Source organism: Streptococcus cristatus ATCC 51100, assembly GCF_011612585.1.
Lineage (GTDB): Bacteria > Bacillota > Bacilli > Lactobacillales > Streptococcaceae > Streptococcus > Streptococcus cristatus_H.
In genome coordinates, this window is sequence record NZ_CP050133.1 from 1,374,447 (window position 1) to 1,395,368 (window position 20,922).

Annotated in this window: 24 protein-coding genes, 1 tRNA gene and 1 pseudogene; 1 reads left to right on the top strand and 25 read right to left on the bottom strand. The window is 43.3% G+C overall.

The features are described from left to right. Positions 1-82: 82 nt before the first annotated feature. The 17 genes and pseudogenes from tehB to HBA50_RS06925 form a co-directional block, all read right to left on the bottom strand. Positions 83-946, bottom strand: coding sequence for an SAM-dependent methyltransferase TehB (gene tehB, locus HBA50_RS06850; protein WP_045499258.1), 864 nt, complete (start codon positions 944-946; stop codon positions 83-85). Positions 947-1,259: 313 nt separating this feature from the next. Further along, positions 1,260-2,243 carry a hypothetical protein gene (locus HBA50_RS06855; protein ID WP_235285270.1) on the bottom strand — a complete coding sequence of 328 codons (984 nt, stop codon included), beginning with the start codon at positions 2,241-2,243 and terminating at the stop codon, positions 1,260-1,262. 152 nt (positions 2,244-2,395) lie between these two features. Continuing rightward, on the bottom strand, positions 2,396-2,863 hold the full coding sequence (gene smpB / locus HBA50_RS06860) for an SsrA-binding protein SmpB (protein ID WP_002894882.1): 468 nt from the start codon (positions 2,861-2,863) through the stop codon (positions 2,396-2,398). Continuing rightward, on the bottom strand, positions 2,826-5,174 hold the full coding sequence (rnr, locus tag HBA50_RS06865; protein ID WP_045499253.1) for a ribonuclease R: 2,349 nt from the start codon (positions 5,172-5,174) through the stop codon (positions 2,826-2,828). The genes smpB and rnr overlap by 38 nt, the downstream gene beginning before the upstream one ends. An 83-nt stretch (positions 5,175-5,257) precedes the next feature. Further along, complete coding sequence (gene secG / locus HBA50_RS06870; protein ID WP_005590722.1) at positions 5,258-5,491, bottom strand: preprotein translocase subunit SecG; 234 nt, start codon at positions 5,489-5,491, stop codon at positions 5,258-5,260. Positions 5,492-5,532: 41 nt separating this feature from the next. Beyond that, the gene (rpmG, locus tag HBA50_RS06875; protein ID WP_005590723.1) at positions 5,533-5,682 is read right to left on the bottom strand and encodes a 50S ribosomal protein L33; all 150 of its coding nucleotides are present in this window, start codon (positions 5,680-5,682) and stop codon (positions 5,533-5,535) included. Further along, positions 5,682-6,878, bottom strand: a complete 1,197-nt coding sequence (locus HBA50_RS06880; RefSeq protein WP_376739343.1) for a multidrug efflux MFS transporter — start codon at positions 6,876-6,878, stop codon at positions 5,682-5,684. Before HBA50_RS06880 ends, rpmG begins: the two co-directional genes overlap by 1 nt. Before the next feature lie 10 nt (positions 6,879-6,888). Then, entirely contained in the window at positions 6,889-7,485 is a 597-nt protein-coding gene (coaE, locus tag HBA50_RS06885) for a dephospho-CoA kinase (RefSeq protein ID WP_045499246.1), read from the bottom strand. Positions 7,486-7,490: 5 nt separating this feature from the next. Next, positions 7,491-8,315: a DNA-formamidopyrimidine glycosylase gene (gene mutM / locus HBA50_RS06890; protein WP_045499243.1), complete on the bottom strand. Its 825-nt coding sequence runs from the start codon at positions 8,313-8,315 to the stop codon at positions 7,491-7,493. Positions 8,316-8,322: 7 nt separating this feature from the next. After that, entirely contained in the window at positions 8,323-8,766 is a 444-nt protein-coding gene (locus HBA50_RS06895) for a GNAT family N-acetyltransferase (protein ID WP_045499784.1), read from the bottom strand. An 8-nt stretch (positions 8,767-8,774) separates the two neighbouring features. Then, positions 8,775-9,299 (bottom strand): DinB family protein, encoded by a 525-nt coding sequence (locus HBA50_RS06900; RefSeq protein WP_045499240.1) that lies wholly within the window; start codon positions 9,297-9,299, stop codon positions 8,775-8,777. Positions 9,300-9,351: 52 nt separating this feature from the next. Beyond that, entirely contained in the window at positions 9,352-9,828 is a 477-nt protein-coding gene (locus HBA50_RS06905) for an NUDIX hydrolase (protein ID WP_045499237.1), read from the bottom strand. Positions 9,829-9,884: 56 nt separating this feature from the next. Continuing rightward, positions 9,885-10,784: a GTPase Era gene (gene era / locus HBA50_RS06910; RefSeq protein WP_045499234.1), complete on the bottom strand. Its 900-nt coding sequence runs from the start codon at positions 10,782-10,784 to the stop codon at positions 9,885-9,887. A gap of 15 nt (positions 10,785-10,799) precedes the next feature. After that, positions 10,800-11,204, bottom strand: a complete 405-nt coding sequence (locus HBA50_RS10390; RefSeq protein WP_045499229.1) for a diacylglycerol kinase family protein — start codon at positions 11,202-11,204, stop codon at positions 10,800-10,802. After that, positions 11,185-11,681: pseudogene (ybeY, locus tag HBA50_RS06915) on the bottom strand (rRNA maturation RNase YbeY). The gene HBA50_RS10390 and the pseudogene ybeY overlap by 20 nt, the downstream one beginning before the upstream one ends. A 138-nt stretch (positions 11,682-11,819) precedes the next feature. Continuing rightward, a tRNA-Thr gene (locus tag HBA50_RS06920) sits at positions 11,820-11,892 on the bottom strand. A 49-nt stretch (positions 11,893-11,941) separates the two neighbouring features. Further along, positions 11,942-12,511: a GNAT family N-acetyltransferase gene (locus HBA50_RS06925; RefSeq protein WP_045499225.1), complete on the bottom strand. Its 570-nt coding sequence runs from the start codon at positions 12,509-12,511 to the stop codon at positions 11,942-11,944. Positions 12,512-12,686: 175 nt separating this feature from the next. Between HBA50_RS06925 and ald the strand changes: the two genes are divergently transcribed. Next, complete coding sequence (gene ald / locus HBA50_RS06930; protein ID WP_045499222.1) at positions 12,687-13,799, top strand: alanine dehydrogenase; 1,113 nt, start codon at positions 12,687-12,689, stop codon at positions 13,797-13,799. Between the two features lie 189 nt (positions 13,800-13,988). On the opposite strand, the gene HBA50_RS06935 is transcribed toward ald, so the two are convergent. The 8 genes from HBA50_RS06935 to alaS form a co-directional block, all read right to left on the bottom strand. Continuing rightward, a complete protein-coding gene (locus HBA50_RS06935; protein WP_045499219.1) occupies positions 13,989-14,549 on the bottom strand; it encodes a DUF3267 domain-containing protein in 561 nt (186 codons plus the stop codon). A 13-nt stretch (positions 14,550-14,562) separates the two neighbouring features. Then, positions 14,563-15,255, bottom strand: a complete 693-nt coding sequence (locus tag HBA50_RS06940) for an ABC transporter permease (RefSeq protein ID WP_045499216.1) — start codon at positions 15,253-15,255, stop codon at positions 14,563-14,565. Continuing rightward, positions 15,248-16,081 carry an ABC transporter ATP-binding protein gene (locus tag HBA50_RS06945; protein WP_045499213.1) on the bottom strand — a complete coding sequence of 278 codons (834 nt, stop codon included), beginning with the start codon at positions 16,079-16,081 and terminating at the stop codon, positions 15,248-15,250. The genes HBA50_RS06940 and HBA50_RS06945 overlap by 8 nt, the downstream gene beginning before the upstream one ends. 209 nt (positions 16,082-16,290) lie before the next feature. Next, complete coding sequence (locus HBA50_RS06955) at positions 16,291-17,034, bottom strand: DUF3169 family protein (RefSeq protein ID WP_045499210.1); 744 nt, start codon at positions 17,032-17,034, stop codon at positions 16,291-16,293. Between the two features lie 15 nt (positions 17,035-17,049). Beyond that, positions 17,050-17,403, bottom strand: a complete 354-nt coding sequence (locus HBA50_RS06960; protein ID WP_052687628.1) for a PspC domain-containing protein — start codon at positions 17,401-17,403, stop codon at positions 17,050-17,052. Between the two features lie 170 nt (positions 17,404-17,573). Next, complete coding sequence (locus tag HBA50_RS06965) at positions 17,574-17,780, bottom strand: helix-turn-helix transcriptional regulator (protein ID WP_005590740.1); 207 nt, start codon at positions 17,778-17,780, stop codon at positions 17,574-17,576. 11 nt (positions 17,781-17,791) lie between these two features. Continuing rightward, on the bottom strand, positions 17,792-17,986 hold the full coding sequence (locus HBA50_RS10395; RefSeq protein ID WP_235285268.1) for an aspartyl-tRNA synthetase: 195 nt from the start codon (positions 17,984-17,986) through the stop codon (positions 17,792-17,794). 296 nt (positions 17,987-18,282) lie between these two features. Continuing rightward, complete coding sequence (alaS, locus tag HBA50_RS06975; RefSeq protein WP_045499202.1) at positions 18,283-20,901, bottom strand: alanine--tRNA ligase; 2,619 nt, start codon at positions 20,899-20,901, stop codon at positions 18,283-18,285. Between the last annotated feature and the right edge of the window lie 21 nt (positions 20,902-20,922).

Below are 20,922 nucleotides of genomic sequence, written 5' to 3' on the forward strand. Positions count from 1 at the left end.
TTATCAGAAAGTATCCTGCTATAAAATCTTTATAAACAATTCACTAGAGATTTGGGCAGAGCCGACTTGAGCTTCAAAAAATTTATCTCACTTTTTTAGCCAGCATAGTCGCAAAGCGCAGCTGAATTCGATTGCCGTTTTCATCACGGCGATGGAGGTGCCCAGGATTTTCATTGTACTTAACCAGCTCCCAGTCTTTATAATACTCAGCCAGCTCGCCTTCCTTAAAAGTAAATGGGAAGGGAACAGAGCAGGGGAAGTCCTCTGTATCCATAGCACAGACGATGAGATTGTAGCCTCCAAACGCTGTATGTTCTTGCATATTACGGATAATATCTGGAATCCGCTCCGCCTGCAAGAACATCAGAACAACGGTAGAGACGATCAAATCATAAGTCTGAGTCAGACTAGCTGAGTTGATATCGTAGCTACCCACTGGCAGATCCAAATCTTCCTGCTCGACAATGCTACGTAGGATTTCCAAGGCTAGCTCATTCTGATCTACGGCCGTTACTTCAAAGCCCTGCTTGGCTAGAAAGAGAGCATTGCGACCTTGACCGCAGCCTAGATCTAAGGCTCGCCCTGGGCCAACCGTCTGCATAGCTTCCAAAACCTCTGAGTGCACTGGATTGCTGCCGTATTTCTTAGGGAAATAATCCTCAGGCCGACAGTAAAACTCCAAATACCACTCCAAATCATCTGTCAAGGCTTCGACCCGATGCCAAGCTTGGGGCTGGGCAAAAGGATTGTCCTGACCAGCTTCAAAGATGTGCTCAGCCAGCTCCTCACCTTCCTCTGACATCTCGACAAACTTAAGACGTCCCTTGAGAACAGTAATTTTGCCCCAAGTTCCTTCTTTGGTATTGTGCTTGTTCTTGACCAATTCGGGCATGGTCTCAGCTGTCCACACTGGCATACGTTTATAAGCTAGCAATCTTTCTGTCATAAAAAATCCTTTCTCTGAAAGCCAAATTTCAAAATTTTAACTGTCTTTATCATACTCGAAAAGGACAGACTTGACAAGTACCAGATCAATCAAGGTCTCGCTAGCAAAAAAGCAAGAAATGATTCAGTAGTCAATTCTTGCTCATATCATACATTAAGTTTTATTTTATAAATTATATCCCTGTATCTTATACGACAGCTTGTCCTGAAGATCTCTCATCTTGTATTAAAGTTCTTCATTTGTCTTGCCATGTTGCGGTTTTGCTCGCGGAGTTTGGTGAACTCGCGCTTTTATACTCTTTATTCTCTCAGGATCAATTCGTTTCATTTATATTCCTTTCTGATCGTTGTTTTTCAACCCAGGCTTGATATTCTGCATAAGTCGTAAGTGGGGTATCAGAAACCTGACCCTTACTATCTATACCATAAATCGTCAGTTTCTCTTCTCCCTTAGGCGCCATCCAGTACAAAACTTTGTCATACCATTCCTCTAGGGTCACGTATTCTACTTGAGGATAAAGACTCCAATCTCCTTCAGTTATTTTTTTCTCAATTTCAGGATATTCCTCAAAGAGATTGATGTTGGTATCAATAACCTTGCCCTCCTCTTTAAAAGGCAAAGAACTGTTAATGAGCCGACCTACTACATACCCCTTATCTTCTGCATACTGATCCAGTGTCGTATAATCAAAGTAAGGACCCGCTTCATACATATCTGAACGCAGTTGATTCACTACTCCTACTTTTCCACTATCAATGTTTAAAATTAAGATTTTCCTATCACCTTGATTATCTTTGACTTCTATATTGATGGTGTTTTTAGGATTATCACGATAGGTAAAAATCTTGAAATCAATTGGAAAAAAATTACTATCATAGTCTGCGACTACTTTGTTTAGATCCACTTCTTTAACGACTAAGTCTTCTGTTCTATAGTCATAAAGACGAATCTTCCAATAATCTGATTTGGGCATGTTTTTTCTTTTGGTTAAATCAACTCCATATTTATTTGTCATCACTTTCCGCTCGGTTGTATAGAGATAAAATTCGCCCCCAAAATTCACATTAGAACCTCTTCTCAATAAGACGAATTTTCGTTGATTCCCGAAAAAATATACGTTTTCCTTTACAGAATGGTATTTCTCAATAGAATATTCGACTTTTTCAGAATATTCGACTTTTTCAGGTTCTTTAAATAATTGTTGTAACCCAACAGTACCTACTATAATAAAAGGGATAAGAATTAGGCTAGCAAACACAAATTGAAAAACACGCTTATTTTTTAATATCTTCCTCATCGTATCAGTTTCCTCCTGCACCAACTCCAGTTACGTATTTCTTGCTTCTTCATTTTATTCTCCTTTTCTCAATCATCCTCAAACCTTATCTCCATTATAGCATAAATCCAAAATCATAGTTGAATGTTAAAAAAGACCGGTCGCCCAGTCTTTTATCTTGTATTAAAGTTCTTCATTTGTCTTGCAATGTCACGGTTTTGCTCGCGGCGTTTGATGGACTCGCGCTTGTCGTAGTCGTGCTTCCCTTTGGCTAGACCCAGTAGGAGCTTGGCATAACCGTCCTTGAGATAGACCTTGAGCGGCACCAGTGTCATCCCAGTGCCCTTGGTCTCCTGCTCCAGCTTTTGGATCTGCTTCTTGTGCAGCAGCAGCTTTCTGCGGCGCTCAGGCTCTTGGTTCCAGATATTGCCCTCTTCATAAGGAGCGATATGGACATTGCTGAGCCAGGCCTCACCGTTCTTGATCTGGGCAAAGCCGTCTTTGAGATTGATGCGGGCAGCACGGACACTCTTGATTTCTGTCCCCGTCAGCACCATGCCAGCTTCGATGGTATCCACGATAGTGTAATCGTGTCTGGCCTTTTTATTTTGCGCGACGACCTTTCCTTCTCCCTTTGCCATGCTTGGCTCCTTTCTTGACTAATTCCTTGTAAAATGCCTTCTGACTCTTGCCTTTTTTGGACTTCTTATCTTTCTGATCTCTATAGCCTTTTTCTTTGGAAGAATGGCTGCGCTTGTCATCCTCACGGCGTCTCTTTCTACCTGACTTGCCTCTGCCACTCTTGCTAGTCTTTTCTACCAGGTCAAATTCACTAGGCAGGTATTCAAAGTCAATCTCGCCCGTAGCCTTATCCGCTCGAACCAGCTTGATGCGAATCTGCTGACCGACCTTGAAGACCACACCAGACTTTTCTCCTTGCAGGCTCATCGTCCGCTCATTGTAGCTGTAAAACTCTGGCAAGTTTGTGACATGAATCAAGCCTTCGACCGTATTGGGCAGTTCGACGAAGAGTCCAAACTTAACCACACATGAGACCACACCGTCAAACTCTTCTCCGACAAATTCTTCCATATACTCAGCCTTCTTCATGGCTTCGACTTCACGCTCAGCCTCAATAGCCCGACGCTCTCGACTGGAAGACTGACTGGCAATCTCTGGAATCACTTGCTCAAAATGCTCTGCTATTTCTTTAGACTTGCCATAATCCCGCACCATCCGGTGAACCAGAAGGTCCGGATAGCGGCGAATCGGACTGGTGAAATGCGTATAAAACTCCGCTGCTAGACCATAGTGGCCGTGATTGTGCTCAGAGTAGCGAGCCTGCTGCATAGAGCGCAGAAGCATCATGGACAAAACATCCTCATAAGGCTGGTCTTTGACCGCCTCCATAATATCTTGCAGAGCCTGCTGACTCATAGAGCTAGCCGTCCCGTATATCCGAATCCCAAAGCTAGAGGCGTAGTCGATAAACTTCTGCACCTTCTCCGCTTTTGGTTCCTCGTGAATCCGATAGATGAAGGGCAGATTTAGCTTAGCAAAATGCTCAGCCACCGTCTCATTAGCCACTAGCATAAAGGATTCAATCATGCGCTCGGCAATTCCCCGCTGACGCAGGACAATATCCACTGGCCGGCCTTCCTTGTTGACGATGATTTTAGCTTCATTGGTGTCAAAGTTAAGCGCACCGCGTTTAAAGCGCATGCTTTCCAGAATCTCATGCAGACGAACCATACTGTCAATACTAGGCACAATGGCCTTGAACTGCGCAGCCTTTTCCTGATCTCCTGCGATGATGTCGTTGACATCGCTGTAGGTCATGCGGAAGGTCGTTTTAATGACAGACTGGGTGATGGTATGCTTGACCACGCGCCCCTTGGCATCAATCTCCATGATAGCTGACTGGGTCAGCCGGTCCACATTGGGATTGAGAGAGCAGATACCGTTGGACAGGCGCTCCGGCAGCATAGGCACCACGCGGTCTGTCACATAGACTGAAGTCGCCCGATTGAGGGCTTCCTTGTCCAGCTCAGAGCCTTCTTTGACATAGTAGGATACATCTGCGATGTGGACGCCCAGCTCAAAATTACCATTTTTCAAGCGCTTGATATGGACCGCATCGTCCAAGTCCTTGGCATCCGCTCCATCAATGGTAAAGGTAATCTCTTCGCGTAGGTCCAAACGGCCTTCCAAATCACTCTCTGAAGGTGCATCCGGAACGCGTTCAGCCTCTTCCAAGACCTTTTCTGGAAACTCGGAGACAATATCCATGGACTCCAGCACTTCCAGTACATCAATACCTGGATCATTAACATGACCAACTACATCAAGGAGGCTAGCCACAAAGAAATCATGTTTCTTGGTTGGGTATTTGTCAATAGCGACCTTGAGTACCTCTGTGCCATCTAAAACCATGGCTGGTTTTTTAACATAAATAGGCTGGCGGATTTTCTGATTTTTCGAGCGGATATAGCCGGCATACTTGGGCTTTTCCTCATCCAACACCAACTGGCCAACAGCTGATGTCAGGCTATGCTCCAAAATATCAATAATCTTAGCTTCAGCTGACGTTCCCTTGATACGATCTGCCACCTTGGTAATGACTACTTCCACCGTATCGCCATCAATGGCATGATTGACATCATTACGGCTGATAAAAAGATCATCCTCTTCTTCATTCAAGGTGACAAAGCCAAAGCCATTTTTGTGGGCATGAAAAACACCCTTGAGCGTCAGACGCTCCTGCTTTTTCTTCTCATAAAGCTCAATCCGCCCCTCATCATCAAAGCGAATCTGATGCTTTCTTTCCATTTGGGAGATCATCTTGACCAAGGCACTAAAGTCCTTGGAAGACTCTTTCCCCAAAGCAGCCGCCAGCTCATTCACGCTAGCCTGCTGCTTTTTTTTAAAATATTCTATAATTTCTTCTTTCATACTTTCTTTCTATACTATGAGGGACTCTTGTTATTGCCCCTTTTAAACTTTAAAAAAAGGCCAAGACAAAGTCAGAGCCCATTTTATTTACTAGATAATACTGCCAATATCAAGGCAATCAGCAACCAGACAAAGATCAAAAATCCTGTCAGACGCTGCATCACAGCTTCAAATCCCCGTGCTTTTGACCGCTCAAAAAGGTCGTTGGCACTCGAATCAAACACGTTACTAGATTGGTTTTTAGTTGGTTGCATGAAAATAGCAATGACAATAAAACCTGATAAAATGACTAAAATCGTTAATAATAGGCTATACATAAATAAAACTCCTTAAGATCCTTTCTATTTTACCATAAAATCTACTTAGATTCAAGATGTAAGGTTACTTTTCTTTCCTTGGGGCAGTACTTCAATACCTCAATCTTATCAGGATGAGTCTTACTATTCTTACTGGTCAGATAATTCTGACTGCCGCAACTGGAGCATTTCAAATGAATTTTAACGCGCACTAGATTTCCTTCTTTTTCAATAAATTTCCAAAACAAAAAAGGTTGATAAGGAGACTCAGTCCCACTAAGCCTGCTGTAGCATAAAAGACTGAATGATAGCCTGCTGTCGCTGCAATAGCCGATCCTGACATGGGACCAATGACACCACCCAGATAAAAGAAAATCTGGTTGTAGCTAAAGATTCGGGAAATCCCAAACTTAGGCGTGATTTTGCTCAATAGAGCATTGACCCCCGGCACCAAGGCTCCAGTCCCTAAACCAAACAAGAAGCGGTAAAAACCGAGTTGGAGCGAAGAGCCTGCATGAGCACAGAGCAGGTAAATGATAATGGAATAAAACTGAGCTAAAACGAGCAAACGATGATTGCCCATCCGATCCCCCATCCGACCTAAAATACTTGAGCTCAGCATACTAGACAGTCCCATACTCGAAACAATCAGGCCAGATACAAAAATTAAATTGTCCGTTTGGCCTAACTCCCGAATATAAAGGGAAAGAATCGGACCAATAGACTGGGCTGCAAACTGGATAACAAAGCTAGTCAGAAAAAGAGTTAGCAAGAGCTTGGGATATCTAATCTGACGAATTAGTTCTCCAAATCCAATCTCCTCTTCCTTGGTGATTGGCCTAAAATCTTCTCGGATAAAAGCAGCCGTCATCAGGGTCGCAATCAGAAAGAAAAAGCCAATCAGTAGAAAGACATTGCGGATACCAAAAACTTCAGCAATCACTCCACCAATTAAGGGCCCCATGAGATTGCCAGCGACGACACCAGTTGCCAAAGTTCCCAGCGCATAACCCGTCTTTTCCTTAGGAACCTGACTGGCAATCAAGGCTGTGCTGTTGGGCACATAGCCCGCAAAAACACCGTTGAGAAAGCGTAAGACCAAGAGCCAAAAAATATTAGGCACAAAGGCAATGCCACCCATGGTAAAGACCATAGCCGTAGCTGCCCGAATCATCATAGGTTTACGACCATAGCGGTCAGCCAGACTGCCCCAGACAGGGGATAAAAAGGCTGCCGAAACAGCCGAAAGAGCAATGCCAAGACCAGCATAATACTCCACCTCATGACCACGCGCTCCTAGCTGCTCCACAAAAAGGGGCATAAAAGGAGTGACTAGAGAAATGCTGGCACCTGTCAGGAAGTTCCCAAACCAGGCGATTTTCAGATTATGTTTCCAATTTACTTGTATCGTGATAGAATCATCTTCTTTCTAATTTCTGCAAAGCATCGCGAATCTGCTGTCGAGTTCCCTCAAGCGATCCATTATTATCAATCAGCACATCTGCCCTCTTTCGCTTTTCTTGGAGAGATAGCTGAGCTGCTATGCGTTTTTCTGCCTCTTCCTGACTGAGAGCATTTCGAGCCATAAGGCGGCTGAGCTGAGTTTCCTCCGTCACGTCCACCAGCCATATCTGGTCAAACCAGTCTTCATATTGTAACTCAAACAGCAAGGGAAGATCCATAAAAAAGAAATCTTCCGTCTCCGCCAGCAAATCCCGCCGGCCAGCCAGTTCCTCGCGGATAATCTGGTTTTGTATTTGACTGGACTGGGCCAAGAGTTCGGGATCTCCAAAAAGCATAGCTCCCAGCTTGGGGCGGTCCAAGCGACCATCTTCCTGTAAGATAGCTGAGCCAAAAGTAGATAAAAGAGCTTGATAAAGTTGGCCACCTGGCTCCTGCAGCTCATGCACCACTTGATCCGCATCGATGACTTGGTAGCCCTGCTGCCGCAAAAAGTCTGTTACCGTTGACTTACCCGAAGCAATGCCGCCGGTGATACCAATAATTCTTACCACAACAGCTACCTCGCTTTCTGACAGTGAGGACAGAGATGAGTACCTCGTCCGCCTAGCTTAATCTTTTCAATTGGACTGCCACATCGAGCACAAGGCTGACCAGTCTTTCCATAGACCTGCAGAAAATCCTGCATCGTGCCATCTTCACCCAAAGCATTGCGATAAGTCCGGATGGTCGAGCCCCTCTTTTCAATCCCCAGCTGCAAAACTTCAATAATCTGCTCACGCAGGCGCTTGACTTCAGCAGGCTTTAGACTGTCTGCCGGCCTTGCCGGATGAATCCGCGCCCGCCAAAGGGCCTCATCTACATAGATATTGCCTAGCCCAACGACCAAGGTCTGCTCCAGCAAATAGGGTTTGATGGGCTTCTTGGAACGACTCAAAGCTGCTGTAAAAGGTGCCAAAAGAAAGGCCGCCTCTGTTGGCTCAGGACCAAGCTTTCTGGCAGCAAAATAAGCCTCCAGCTGGTCCTTTCTCAATAGCTCCATGGTCCCAAACTTGCGGACATCTTCATAAACAAGGGTCCCACCATCCGTCATCTGGAAAAAGACATGGGCATGCTTACGCTCAGGCACCATATCAGGATAAAAAAGATACTTGCCTTCCATTCGCAGATGGGAAACCAGCACTCCACCCGTCAAGTAAAAGAGCAAATACTTGCCCCGACGACCAATCTTTTCAATGGTTTGACCCGGCAAGTCATGAACAAAAGCATCCACTCCCGTGCCAATCATCTTGGTATAGCGGACCCGCACCTGCTCAATCGTCTTGCCAACAACCAGACACTCCAAACCGCGCCGAACCGTTTCCACTTCAGGTAATTCAGGCATGAAATCTTTATCCTTTCTTATCCAAATGTAACATGTAATGCACCGTTCGACTTATTTCTTCAAATCCCGCACTCTTGTGAAAAGCTTGACTGACTGCATTGTCCATATCACAATCTGAAGCTAGCTGAGATACTCCTTTTTCTGTTGCCCACGACTGTGCAAACTCTAGAAGCTGAGTAGCAATACCATTTCTTTGAAAAGCAGGTGCTACCGCTATGCCTTCAATATATGCGATAGGAAGTTGCTCTGCTCCTTCCACATACTCCGAACGCATAGATAAGCTGATCCAAGCAACGGCTTCTCCTTCTATGTAGTACAAAAATTCATTAGGAAATTTGCCTTCAGAAAATGCTGCTAGTAATTTCTTTTTCTCTGTCTTCCAAGCTAAATGAGCAAAGTAAGCCCAGTCAGCTAGATGAGATTTTTCGACCGCTCGAATTTCCCCTACCATTACCTTTTTCAATCTTCTCTTCCTAGCAGGCGGCGAGCATAGATTGCCTGACCTGAATGCATAGCAGCATCGTCAATGATCGATACTAAGCGATTCCCACGCTTAACAGCTGGAGTCCAATTCTCATCAATAACGTCGTCCAGACTGTCTTCATTCACCTCTGATAAATAAGCAATTGTTGCCGCAACCGCATCAGACAGATAACCTTTAAGAAAATCAATATCTGTCACCACAACTTTATGCGCTTCTTGAGGAGTGTGATGCCAATCTTCCGTATCATCTGGTAAATCCAAAGCAAATTTTTTCTTCCAACCTTTAGAAAACCAGACTGGATTAGTCTTTGCTAAATCAGCAATCTGAAAATCCAGCTCCCGCGCCGTATGCCAAGTCAACCAAGTCACAGACTTAATGGACGGAACTGTATCCGCAACCGGAAAAGCATTCGCTTCTTCCACAGATAAATTATCCAGCACCGATAAAAAACGCTCCTCGACTCGTTCCACGTTTTCTACTAAAAGATTTACAAATTCCATTGCCCTGCCTCCTTAAAAAATCAAACTAATCACTGATTATGGCAATCTCAACTCAAAGCCCCATAGCAAAGCTGTCTGAAAAATACTCGTCTAACATCAGGCGGTGTTTATCCGATACATTTTCCAGCTCTGCTATTTCTTCTTTAGAAAAAAAGCCTAAACGCAGTGTTTCCTCATTATGAAAATTGGAAATATCAACATTCTCCAGTGCCTGCAACTCATACAGAAAGACAACCGTCTGCACTTTGTCTCCATTAGGATAAGATTCATCAAAATTAGTGTAAACATTCAGCAAGCGCTTGGCTTCAACAGCAATGCCTGTCTCTTCGTGAAATTCGCGCACGGCTGCTTGCAAAGAAGTCTCCCCGAGCTCCATAGCTCCACCAGGAATCGCCCATGTTTTTTTATCGCCTCGCAACTGCAGAAGCACACGACCACCCTCGTCTGCTAGAATTCCTCCAGCAAAATTCAGAATAACCTTATCATGCCCCACCTTGGAGCGAATATAGGAAATGTAGTCTTTGTTCATTCAATTTTCCTATCTACGATTCAATCGATAACCAGAAATGAAAAATTCTTGCTCTTTTAATATTCCTTCTCATTATAGCCAAAGTCTGCCAAATCCAGCTTCTTGTCCCGCCAGTTTTTCTTGACCTTGACCCAGGTTTCGAGGAAGACCTTGTCTCCAAGCATGAGCTCGATATCGCGGCGAGCCATGGATCCGATTTTCTTGAGCATGGAGCCGCCTTTACCGATGATAATGCCCTTTTGGCTGTCACGCTCGACCATGATCGTCGCTCGGATATGGACCTTGTCCGTCTCCTCGTCTCGCTTCATGCTGTCAACAACCACTGCGACTGAGTGGGGGATTTCTTCACGAGTCAGGTGTAGAACCTTCTCGCGAATCATTTCTGAAACCAAGAAACGCTCTGGATGGTCGGTAATCTGATCTTCTGGGAAATATTGGAAGCCTTCCTCCAGATTTTCACTAAGGATATCAATCAGATGCGAAACATTGTTGCCCTGCAGAGCCGAAATCGGAACGATTTCTTTGAAGTCCATCTGCTGACGGAAATCATCAATTTGCGCCAAAAGCTGATCTGGATGAACTTTATCAATCTTATTAACCACCAAAATAACTGGCACCTTAGCCGCTTTCAGACGTTCGATAATCATATCATCGCCCTTGCCACGTGGCTCATCTGCCGGTACCATGAAGAGAACCGTATCCACCTCACGCAAGGTGCTGTAGGCTGCTTCCACCATGAAATCGCCTAAAGCCGTCTTAGGCTTGTGGATTCCCGGCGTGTCGATAAAGACAATCTGCTCCTTATCCGTCGTATAAATGCCCATAATCTTATTGCGGGTCGTCTGAGCCTTGTCACTCATGATGGCAATTTTTTGCCCCATGACATGATTCAAAAAAGTTGATTTGCCGACATTTGGTCGACCTAAAATGGCTACAAAGCCTGATTTAAAAGTCATTGTTCTATTCCTTCTCTAAAAAATAATATCCCACAGTTTCGGCAGAAAGATAATCAAACCTGTGATAACTGCAAAACCAGAAACCACCAAAACTGCACCAGCTGCCATATCCTTGGCATTCTTTGCCCGCATAGAAAAGTGATAATCACTAGCCAGATCCACAACATTTTCAACGGCTGAATTCATGATTTCAAAAGCGATCACCAAAAAAATACTCAGCAGCAAGAACAGCCACTCCGTCGCTGAAATCCGAAAAATCAAACCTGCAATGATGGCAGCTACAGCTGAAAGAACATGGCTCCGCATATTCTTTTCTTCTTTGAAAGCCGTGAAAATACCCGTCAGAGCGAACTCCAAACTCGATATGACATCTCGATTTTTCCACTTGCGCTTGTTATTTTTATTGTCTTGTAAGTCCATAAGCTGTCAAAATTTCTTCCTGTAAGCCAAACATTTCTGCTTCTTCTTCCGGCGTATAATGATCATAGCCGTTGATATGCAGAAAACCATGCACCGCCAAAAAGCCCATCTCCCGTTCAAAGCTGTGCCCGTATTCTTCTGCTTGCTCCCGCGCCTTGTCCACCGAAATGAAGAGCTCGCCGATATAAGCATCAAAATCCTCCAGCATCTCAGCCAGCTCAGGATTGTCCGCCAAATCTTCCTCATCAAAAGCAATATCCAACTCTGGCTTGTATTCCAAGCTGATGACATCCGTCGGCCGATCCGTGTCTCGGTATTCCAAGTTGAGCTCATGGCTGCGCTCATTGGTAACAAAGTCACGGCCATTTCCTTATTTTCTTTGCCCGTTTTCTGAGCCGCAAACTCCAAGATTTCCTGAGTCTGCTTGATGATTTCTTGAGAAACCTGACCAGTTTCATCCACCATTTCGATATACATATTTTACCTGCCTTGCTAATATTACTTTTATTATATCATATTTGGGCGCCTATGAGGACGCAAGCATACATTTTGAACTAGGAGAAATCCGGTTTTAAAACCAAAAAAGGCTGAGAAAATCTCAACCTCTTTATCTAGTGCTAATTGCCGGGATCGAACCGGCGACCTCATCCTTACCATGGATGCGCTCTGCCTACTGAGCTAAATCAGCATTACCTATCTACTATATCATGTAGATAGGTACTTGTCAATATTCTTTCTCATTTTTTTGCGAAATATTGCTCCCTAGTCAGATAGTAATGCACCCGTGTCACTATGCGCCCTTCCTCATGCTTGTCTAGTGATGCGTAAGGCTCTTCGTGGGAAAAGATCATGCCTGACTTTTGCATGACACGACCAGAGGCAGGATTGTCGATATCATGCAGGGCCACCAATTTGTTCATGCCGATTTCCTCAAAAGCCAGCTCAAGCACCGCTCGATTGGCCTCCGTCGTATAGCCCTGATTCCAGTATTTTTTATGGATCACATAGCCGATAGCTGCCGTTTTCAAGTCCAAGCGGATCTTATGCAGGTCAATCGTCCCGATAAAGTCGCCAGTTTCCTTCAGCTCAATGCCCCAGCGCCCCAAAGGATTAGCTAGGTAAAACAAGGCAATATTATTACGGGTTTCTTCTAGATTTTTGTTAGCCTCAAAGGTATAGCGAACATTCTCCTCGTCCGAAGCATATTCAAACATGGCTGGTGCGTCATCCAAGGTCACTGGGCGCAAGATTAATCGTTCCGTCTCAATTCTGGAATGTTGGCTCAGTTTAACATAGATATTTTCCATCTCTTCCTCCTAATTTTTCTTATCAGAATAGCATAATTCCCTGCCTAAAACAATCCTTTTTTTCTTGCTTTTTGCGCCAGTTTCCTTTAAAATGAAAACATCACAATAATTGACCTAGGTTCCTTTGTAGTCCTGTATTCGGAGATCCTAGCGTTAGAAAAAGGAGTAAAGCTCTATGTTAATCGGAATTCCAAGAGAAATTAAAAATAATGAAAATCGCGTTGCCCTGACGCCAGCTGGTGTGCACAGTCTTGTAGGAAAAGGCCATCAGGTTCTGATCGAGACAAATGCTGGACTTGGATCTGGCTTTGCAGATGCAGACTATGAAAAGCAAGGTGCAAAAATCGTTGCCACTGCTGCTGAAGCTTGGGCAGCTGAGTTGGTTGTTAAGGTTAAAGAACCGCTGGAAACTGAATACCAGTACTTACGTGACGACCTCCTACTCTTCACTTACCTGCACATGGCCGCTGCTCCCGAATTAGCCCAAGCTATGGTAACTGCTAAAACTACCGGGGTAGCCTACGAGACTGTACGTGACGGACAAGGACAACTACCACTATTAGTACCTATGAGTGAGGTTGCTGGTCGTATGGCGGTTCAAATCGGAGCTCATTTCCTGACCAAGCAGGCAGGTGGTTCTGGTGTTCTCCTTGGTGGTGTACCAGGTGTGCCAAAAGGTAAAGTCACCATCATCGGAGGCGGTGTTGTAGGAACTCATGCAGCCCGTATCGCTCTGGGACTAGGCGCTCAAGTTACTATTCTCGATATTAGCGCCAAACGTCTATCCGTACTGGAAGAAGTCTTTGGCAACCAAATCCAAACCCTCATGTCCAATCCATTTAACATTGAGGCAAGCGTCCGTGAAGCAGATGTCGTGATTGGAGCCGTGCTTATTCCTGGCGCTAAGGCACCAAAACTGGTAACTGACGATATGGTTAAGCAAATGCGCCCTGGTTCTGTTATTGTTGACGTGGCCGTTGACCAAGGTGGCGTTATCGAGACTGCTGACCGCGTGACAACCCATGATGAGCCAGTTTATGAGAAACACGGTGTTCTCCACTATGCGGTAGCCAATATCCCTGGTGCCGTGGCTCGCACTTCTACTATCGCCCTGACCAATGTCACCCTTCCTTATATCGAAGCACTGGCTGGCAAAGGCTTCAAACAAGCTATTGCAGACGACGCTGGATTGCGTGAAGGTGTCACAACCTATCATGGCCACATCACTAGCCAACCTGTTGCAGAAGGCTTAAACCTCGACTACACTTCTATTGACGAACTTGTCTAATCTTTTTTCCTCTTATATACAAAACCCGAAGGAACTTCTAGTCCTTCGGGTTTCATTTGTCTTAAATTTAAACTTAATATCACGCTGCCATCCATTTAGGCAGGATCAACATTGCTCTGGGTCTTTAAATTATCAAATATGTTACTCTTTAATAGACATTTTATAAGAAGTATCTAATGCCAGTGATCCCTATTCCTGACTAGGCTCTTCTTTCTCGTAAAAGTTCATCCCAACCTCCGTATCCTCGACCAGAATATCATCAGTCTGCCCCAACAGCAGCAAAGCGATGTAAAAGTCACCAACACAGCCCGCTGCATGAATACTAGCTAGAGGCATGTAGAGAGTTGAACTGAGCAAGCCCAGCATGGCCAATAAGGTCAGAAGCAAGCTAATCAAAACAAAGGGAGCCAAACCAATGACCAAGAAGTCCTTACGATTGTAAAAAGTTCCTGGACTAGTCGCGTAGGCCATCCCATTTTTAAAACCAAACTTGACCTTGGCCTTCCCTTTACCAAAAAACTTGAAGAAGAAACCGTGGATGTACTCATGGATGACGACAAGGATAAAGGCAAAAACTAAAAAATAGGCAAGATCTAGACCCGAAAAATCATAATGGTCTGCACGAAAAATTAGCTGAGTCAATTTCGCAAAAAGCATTGAGAAAGGAAAAATCAGTAAGAGCCCCGCTACATTTAGACCGATTACATATTTCTTTTCTTCCATAAAGTTGATTTTTTTAATGAGTTTCATAAAATCTCCTCCATCATTTTCGACCTTTACTCAAGACATAGGCGCTTGCACTGATAAAAATAAGAAGCCAAATCACCAAATTAGAGAAATCTTCAATTTTAAAAGAATAGTCTCCTGTTTCAAAGAAGTTGATAAAAGGATTCATAAAAGTAAACCGCAGAATATGCTGTATTGTTTTATCAAAACTAGCAAATAAGGGTACGAAACTAATCAGCAACAGCGGAAATAAACTATAAACCTGAGCTTGTGATTGTGTCTTGGAAATTCCACCAATAAAAAGATTGATTAAAAGGATAATAACAATAATTAAGAGATTGATCAAAAGATAGATAGGCCATTTGCCAGAGAGATCTACATGCAAATAATATGGGAAAAAAAGCAAGGCAAAGACTGTAAATAGGAAGGGATAAACCAACATGGATAAGAGGTATTCAGTAGAACGAACCCCGCTCAACATCAAGGTCTTTAGATTGCGCTTCTCCTTGTCCTCTGCCATCATAATAGACACCATGTAGCCGCCACTCATGGCAAAGGTCATAGGCAGGATCATCTTCAATAGTCCTTGACCTGCATTGCCATTCTTATTTAAAATCATATTGTACAAAAAGAGGAGGCCGAAGGGCAGCAAGACGGACATAAGCAAAGAAGAGTTTGTCAATAAAATCTGAGTACGCAGCCATGTGAGAGCTTTAATTTTTTTATACATCTAATTTTTCTCCTGTTAATTGAATAAAGATTTCTTCTAATGTAGGTTCGCAAGAATGTACTGTAATAGCCAATTTTAGGTCTTTTGTAGCCAATTCTGAGAACGAAATTTGCTCGGTTTGTCCATTTTCATAGCTAATTTTAACTTTCTTGGCTGCGTTATATTTTTGAATAATAGCTTTCGGCTTGCCATATTCTACTAATACTCCCTTATTTAGCAAGGCCAGTCGATCACAAAGGGCACTAGCTTCATACATATCATGTGTCGTCAGAAAAATGGTTGTTCCCTTTTTCTTCAGCTCAAGCAAAAGTTCATGAATCACCTTGGAAGTACGAGGATCAAGCCCACTCGTTGGTTCATCCAAGAATAAGACCTCAGGATCATTTAAAAGAGCCCTAGCTAGAAACATCCGCTGCTTCATACCTGTCGAAAGTTTCTCTGCTACAATATTTTTGCTCTCTAACAAACCAACCTGCTCTAAAACTTCATCTATCCGCTCATTTTTTAAATCGTATAATTTCGCATATATCTGCAGGTTTTTATAGAGAGTCATTTTTTCATAAAAGCCACTTGTATCAGATACTAGGCCAATTTTCACCAAATCCTGAGCATTAATAGTATTTGAAGCCTTACCAAGGATTTTACTTTGACCATTGTCGGCATCAAGCTGGCCTGTCAGGATATTAATTAACGTTGTTTTTCCCGATCCAGATGGTCCTAAAAATCCGAAAATTTCTCCTTGATCGATATGAAAATTAATTTGTTCTAAAGCTTTTTTATCTCCAAAACTTTTAGAAATATTCTCTACTTGAATCACTTGTGACATAAGGCCTCTTCTCACTTTCTTACTTATAATAACGTTTAACGATTTTGTACTGGCTGACAGTAACATAAAGATAGATGACCGATACCGCAATCCAAGCCAAAATCGTATCCAATTGGAATAGGAGATTTAGCAGTATCAGTCCAATATAGATACTAGGAAAGATAAAGCTCACTAATTTCAGATGAACTCCTTTTGGACCGACAAACAGCTTATTTGAAATATCTTTTAACTGCTTGATAGGAGTCCACATTGATATAGACAAAAATAATGGTTAAGACAATCATGCCAGATACGACCTGCATTGGTGTCCCAGCTCCGACAAGAAAGAGAAGGATATAGAGACCTGGAATGAGGCGCTGATTGAGGTTGAAGAGGGTCAAAAAGCTTTGTTCATAATGAGCCTGCAACTCCCCTTCATCATAAGACAGAGCATAGTCCTTCATCTCCTCAATGGTTGGCATAGCAGATAATTTATATTGACGAACCTTCTGAGTGGTTTTCAATACAAGAATTTGACCTAAAATCAAAGCAAGAAACAGTGCAATATCATAAAATGGAATGTGAATCGTTGTTTCTGACCTTAGTATCGGACCTAGGTAGCTCACTCCTCCAAAGAGGGTGAATAGAGTCAGAGCATACGAGATATTATATAAAATCGTCGCATATTCTAGTGTTTTGAAAGTTTGACGATAGAGCTTATAGCTTTTGTCATCATCTTCTTCTCTCTGGTAAGCCCTGTGAAATTTATGCGTCTGATAGAGCAAGAAAAAGGTTACGGGATAGAGAATAAACAAACTCGCTCGACCAATGTTCTTCAGCAGTTCAACATTTAAGAAAGTCGGCCAAGAAATATGCTCAAAATGAGCCATTATAAAACCAACTACCCCTCCTCCTAATATAGCAGCAAGAATGAAGATGCCGATATTTCTCAATATTCTTTTCTTTGTTGACATTGTTTTCTCCTATTCTTAAATAAGCGCAGTCAGCCAAGCCATGACTTGGCTAATAAAGTCAGAGGCAATTTCCAGTATTTCACGGCCAAATAAAGGTAAAATAATCAGCACTGTCATCAGAAAAATAAAGTGATTTCTGACTTTTTTGTTCATTTTATTCCACAAATAATCCCTTTGTAACCATCCTGCCAGATAGGCATAGCCCAAGGCTACAAAAATCCCTAACTCAGTTGATGCTAGCACTATAACTGCGAAGATCAGACGAATATAAGCTACCTTTATCCCAAAATAATCCGCCAAGCCTGCACAGACACCAGCAATTTTTGCTTGTTCTTCGTTAACTTTAAAGTTTTCCATAAATTCTTGCATTGTTTTTCTCCTTGTTTTACTTTCCGTCACTTGCGGAAAAGCACTAATATACTTACACAGCTAATTAGGATCAGATCAAGTAATCGCTATGATATGAAAGCTTGCTTGCTAGTCTTCATGACAAGATGGCTAGCATAAACTATCTCCAGTAACTGATTTTTCCTGACTACCTACTCTTCCTCCACTAGGCGAAAGACATTTTCGACACTTTCGTTGAAAATCTGAGCAATTTTGAGAGCAATGACCACGGAGGGCGTGTATTCATCCCGCTCCAGCAAGCTAATCGTCTGCCGCGACACGCCGGCTTTCTTGGCCAAGTCAGTTTGATTCAGCCCGTCTCTAGCCCTCAGCTCTTTGAGTCGATTTTTCAGCTTCATGACAACACCTCTCAGTCTTCTTTCAGTTCAACAGACTTGATATCGTCAATGCGCATCAATTTCATTCTTGTTTGACCTTTTTTATTGGTCTTACTCAACTTAACCCAATCGTCATCAGCATCAACTACCTCCCAGCAATCTGTCCCGAAAACTTCACCAATGATGATCGGTTTTTTCCCAATCATTTCTTTAAAAAAACGTGACATTTCTCCACTCCTTTCTTTATTTCTCTCTAAACGTTTCAACTTCCTTTTTACATTTTTCAATTCACTGGATGACGTCAGCCACAAACCAGAAAATATCGGAAGTAGACACCAAAACAGTATCTCCATCAGTCCCTCCTTTTATCTTTTCTTCTTAACTTAAATACATTGTAACAGATTCTTTTCTTTTTGACAAGTATATTTGTCAAAAAAATAAATATTTTTGTCAGAAAGACTTGGATCCTTTACAAAAAAGAAGTAAAAAAGACCAAGACTGAATCCTGATCTTAAAAAATATACTATAATTTACCAGCTACTGCATCCAAGAGTTCTTGGATTTTCGCTTGATTGCTTCCTCCTGCCATGGCCATGTCTGGTTTACCACCACCACGTCCATCGACGATTGGTGCCAATTCTTTGACAAGGTTCCCTGCATGAAGGTCTTTAGTCTTGCTAGCCACGAGGACATTGACTTTGTCACCAATAGCTGCGACTAGGACAAGAAGATCAGAGTAGTCTTTTTGTTTCCAGTTATCTGCAAAGGTACGAAGGGCACCTGCATCTGATACAGAAACTTGGCTCGCAATATAACGGTGGCCATTGACTTCCTTCACGTCCTTGAAGACATCACCTGCAGCTGCGGCTGCGGCTTTTTCTTTCAATTCTGCATTTTCTTTTTGCAATTGACGAAGTTGCTCTTGAAGGCCTTCAACTTTATGAGGTACTTCCTTGAGTTGAGGTGCTTTCAAAGTCGCTGCGACTGCTTTCAGAGCGTCTTCTTGTTCACGGTAGGCTTCAAAGGCTTCTTTACCAGTCACTGCCAAGATACGGCGAGTTCCTGATCCGATCCCTTCTTCTTTGACAATCTTGAAGAGGCCAATTTCAGAAGTGTTGCCAACATGGGTACCACCACAAAGCTCAACAGAGTAATCACCGATTGTAACGACACGAACTTCTTTACCGTATTTCTCACCAAAGAGGGCCATAGCTCCCATTTCTTTAGCTGTCTCAATATCAGTCTCAACTGTCTTGACTGCGATCGCTTCCCAGATTTTCTCATTGACTTCTTGTTCAATGGCACGGAGCTCCTCTGCTGTCACCGCTTGGAAGTGCGTAAAGTCAAAGCGGAGGAATTCTACTTCGTTAAGTGAACCTGCTTGAGTTGCGTGGTTACCAAGGATATTGTGAAGAGCTGCATGGAGCAAGTGAGTCGCTGTGTGGTTTTTCATGACACGAAGACGACGATTGGTGTCGATGCTAAGTGTGTATTCTTGGTTCAAGGCAAGCGGAGCATGGACTTCAACTGTATGTAGCGGTTGGCCATTTGGTGCTTTTTGAACATCTTTCACAGTGGCCACGATGTTTCCAGCAGCGTCCAAGATTTGACCATGGTCAGCTACTTGTCCACCCATTTCAGCATAGAATGGAGTCTCTGCAAAGATAAGCGATGCAGTTCCTTCTGAAACAGCTTCTACTTCAGCATTGTCCGCTACGATAGCCACCAGTTTAGAAGGCAATCGACTAGCATTGTAGTTGAAGACACTTTCCACTGTTATGTTTTGAAGGGTTTCATTTTGCATACCCATTGAGCCACCCTTAACAGCTGATGCACGCGCACGTTCTTGCTGCTCTTTCATGGCCGCTTCAAAACCTTCACGGTCCACAGTCATGCCTGCTTCTTCTGCGATTTCTTCTGTCAATTCCACTGGGAAGCCATATGTATCGTAGAGTTTAAAGACATCTGAACCAGCGATAACGCTTTGACCTTTTTCTTTCAAGTCAGCTACGATGGTTTCTGCAAAGTGTTGGCCTGAGTGAAGAGTACGAGCGAATGACTCTTCCTCGCTCTTAACGATTTTCTCGATAAAGTCACGCTTTTCAAGGACTTCTGGGTAGTAGCTTTCCATGATTTTTCCAACTGTTGGAACTAGTTTGTAAAGGAAAGGCTCGTTGATACCCAATTTTTGGCCATGCATAGAAGCACGACGGAGAAGACGACGAAGGACATAACCACGACCTTCATTTCCTGGAAGGGCACCATCACCAATAGCGAATGAAAGAGAACGAATATGGTCTGCAATAACCTTAAAGCTCATGTTGTCGCCATCTTGGTCGTAGACCTTACCAGACAATTTCTCTACTTCACGAATGATTGGCATGAAGAGGTCTGTTTCAAAGTTTGTCTTAGCCCCTTGGATAACTGCCACCAAACGCTCCAAACCAGCGCCCGTATCAATGTTCTTGTGTGGCAATTCCTTGTACTCGCTACGAGGAACAGCAGGGTCTGCGTTAAATTGTGACAAAACAATGTTCCAGATTTCAATATAACGGTCGTTTTCGATATCTTCTGCAAGTAGGCGAATACCAATATTTTCTGGGTCAAATGCCTCTCCACGGTCAAAGAAAATCTCTGTATCAGGTCCAGAAGGTCCCGCACCGATTTCCCAGAAGTTATCCTCAATTGGAATCAAGTGACTTGGGTCCACTCCTACTTCAATCCAGCGGTTGTAAGAATCTTTATCGTCTGGATAATAAGTCATGTAGAGTTTTTCAGCTGGGAAGTCAAACCACTCAGGGCTTGTCAAGAGTTCATAAGCCCAAGTAATAGCTTCATCACGGAAGTAATCCCCGATAGAGAAGTTCCCCAACATTTCAAACATGGTATGGTGACGAGCTGTTTTTCCGACATTTTCGATATCGTTGGTACGGATGGCTTTTTGCGCATTGGTAATACGTGGATTTTCAGGGATAATGGTCCCGTCAAAGTATTTCTTAAGAGTGGCTACCCCAGAGTTAATCCACAAAAGAGTCGGGTCGTTTACTGGAACCAAGCTAACTGATGGTTCTACAGAGTGACCTTTGCTTGCCCAGAAATCCAGCCACATTTGGCGAATTTGAGCACTTGACATTTGTTTCATTTTATTTTTCTCCTTAAATCT

Excerpts from the sequence above, each read along its gene's own strand:
- tehB (WP_045499258.1), bottom strand. The coding sequence starts at position 946 with ATGACAGAAAGATTGCTAGCTTATAAACGTATGCCAGTGTGGACAGCT.
- HBA50_RS06855 (WP_235285270.1), bottom strand. The coding sequence starts at position 2,243 with ATGAGGAAGATATTAAAAAATAAGCGTGTTTTTCAATTTGTGTTTGCT.
- smpB (WP_002894882.1), bottom strand. The coding sequence starts at position 2,863 with ATGGCAAAGGGAGAAGGAAAGGTCGTCGCGCAAAATAAAAAGGCCAGA.
- rnr (WP_045499253.1), bottom strand. The coding sequence starts at position 5,174 with ATGAAAGAAGAAATTATAGAATATTTTAAAAAAAAGCAGCAGGCTAGC.
- secG (WP_005590722.1), bottom strand. The coding sequence starts at position 5,491 with ATGTATAGCCTATTATTAACGATTTTAGTCATTTTATCAGGTTTTATT.
- mutM (WP_045499243.1), bottom strand. The coding sequence starts at position 8,315 with ATGCCTGAATTACCTGAAGTGGAAACGGTTCGGCGCGGTTTGGAGTGT.
- HBA50_RS06895 (WP_045499784.1), bottom strand. The coding sequence starts at position 8,766 with ATGGTAGGGGAAATTCGAGCGGTCGAAAAATCTCATCTAGCTGACTGG.
- HBA50_RS06900 (WP_045499240.1), bottom strand. The coding sequence starts at position 9,299 with ATGGAATTTGTAAATCTTTTAGTAGAAAACGTGGAACGAGTCGAGGAG.
- HBA50_RS06905 (WP_045499237.1), bottom strand. The coding sequence starts at position 9,828 with ATGAACAAAGACTACATTTCCTATATTCGCTCCAAGGTGGGGCATGAT.
- era (WP_045499234.1), bottom strand. The coding sequence starts at position 10,784 with ATGACTTTTAAATCAGGCTTTGTAGCCATTTTAGGTCGACCAAATGTC.
- HBA50_RS10390 (WP_045499229.1), bottom strand. The coding sequence starts at position 11,204 with ATGGACTTACAAGACAATAAAAATAACAAGCGCAAGTGGAAAAATCGA.
- HBA50_RS06925 (WP_045499225.1), bottom strand. The coding sequence starts at position 12,511 with ATGGAAAATATCTATGTTAAACTGAGCCAACATTCCAGAATTGAGACG.
- ald (WP_045499222.1), top strand. The coding sequence starts at position 12,687 with ATGTTAATCGGAATTCCAAGAGAAATTAAAAATAATGAAAATCGCGTT.
- HBA50_RS06935 (WP_045499219.1), bottom strand. The coding sequence starts at position 14,549 with ATGAAACTCATTAAAAAAATCAACTTTATGGAAGAAAAGAAATATGTA.
- HBA50_RS06940 (WP_045499216.1), bottom strand. The coding sequence starts at position 15,255 with ATGTATAAAAAAATTAAAGCTCTCACATGGCTGCGTACTCAGATTTTA.
- HBA50_RS06945 (WP_045499213.1), bottom strand. The coding sequence starts at position 16,081 with ATGTCACAAGTGATTCAAGTAGAGAATATTTCTAAAAGTTTTGGAGAT.
- HBA50_RS06955 (WP_045499210.1), bottom strand. The coding sequence starts at position 17,034 with ATGTCAACAAAGAAAAGAATATTGAGAAATATCGGCATCTTCATTCTT.
- HBA50_RS06960 (WP_052687628.1), bottom strand. The coding sequence starts at position 17,403 with ATGCAAGAATTTATGGAAAACTTTAAAGTTAACGAAGAACAAGCAAAA.
- HBA50_RS06965 (WP_005590740.1), bottom strand. The coding sequence starts at position 17,780 with ATGAAGCTGAAAAATCGACTCAAAGAGCTGAGGGCTAGAGACGGGCTG.
- HBA50_RS10395 (WP_235285268.1), bottom strand. The coding sequence starts at position 17,986 with ATGTCACGTTTTTTTAAAGAAATGATTGGGAAAAAACCGATCATCATT.
- alaS (WP_045499202.1), bottom strand. The coding sequence starts at position 20,901 with ATGAAACAAATGTCAAGTGCTCAAATTCGCCAAATGTGGCTGGATTTC.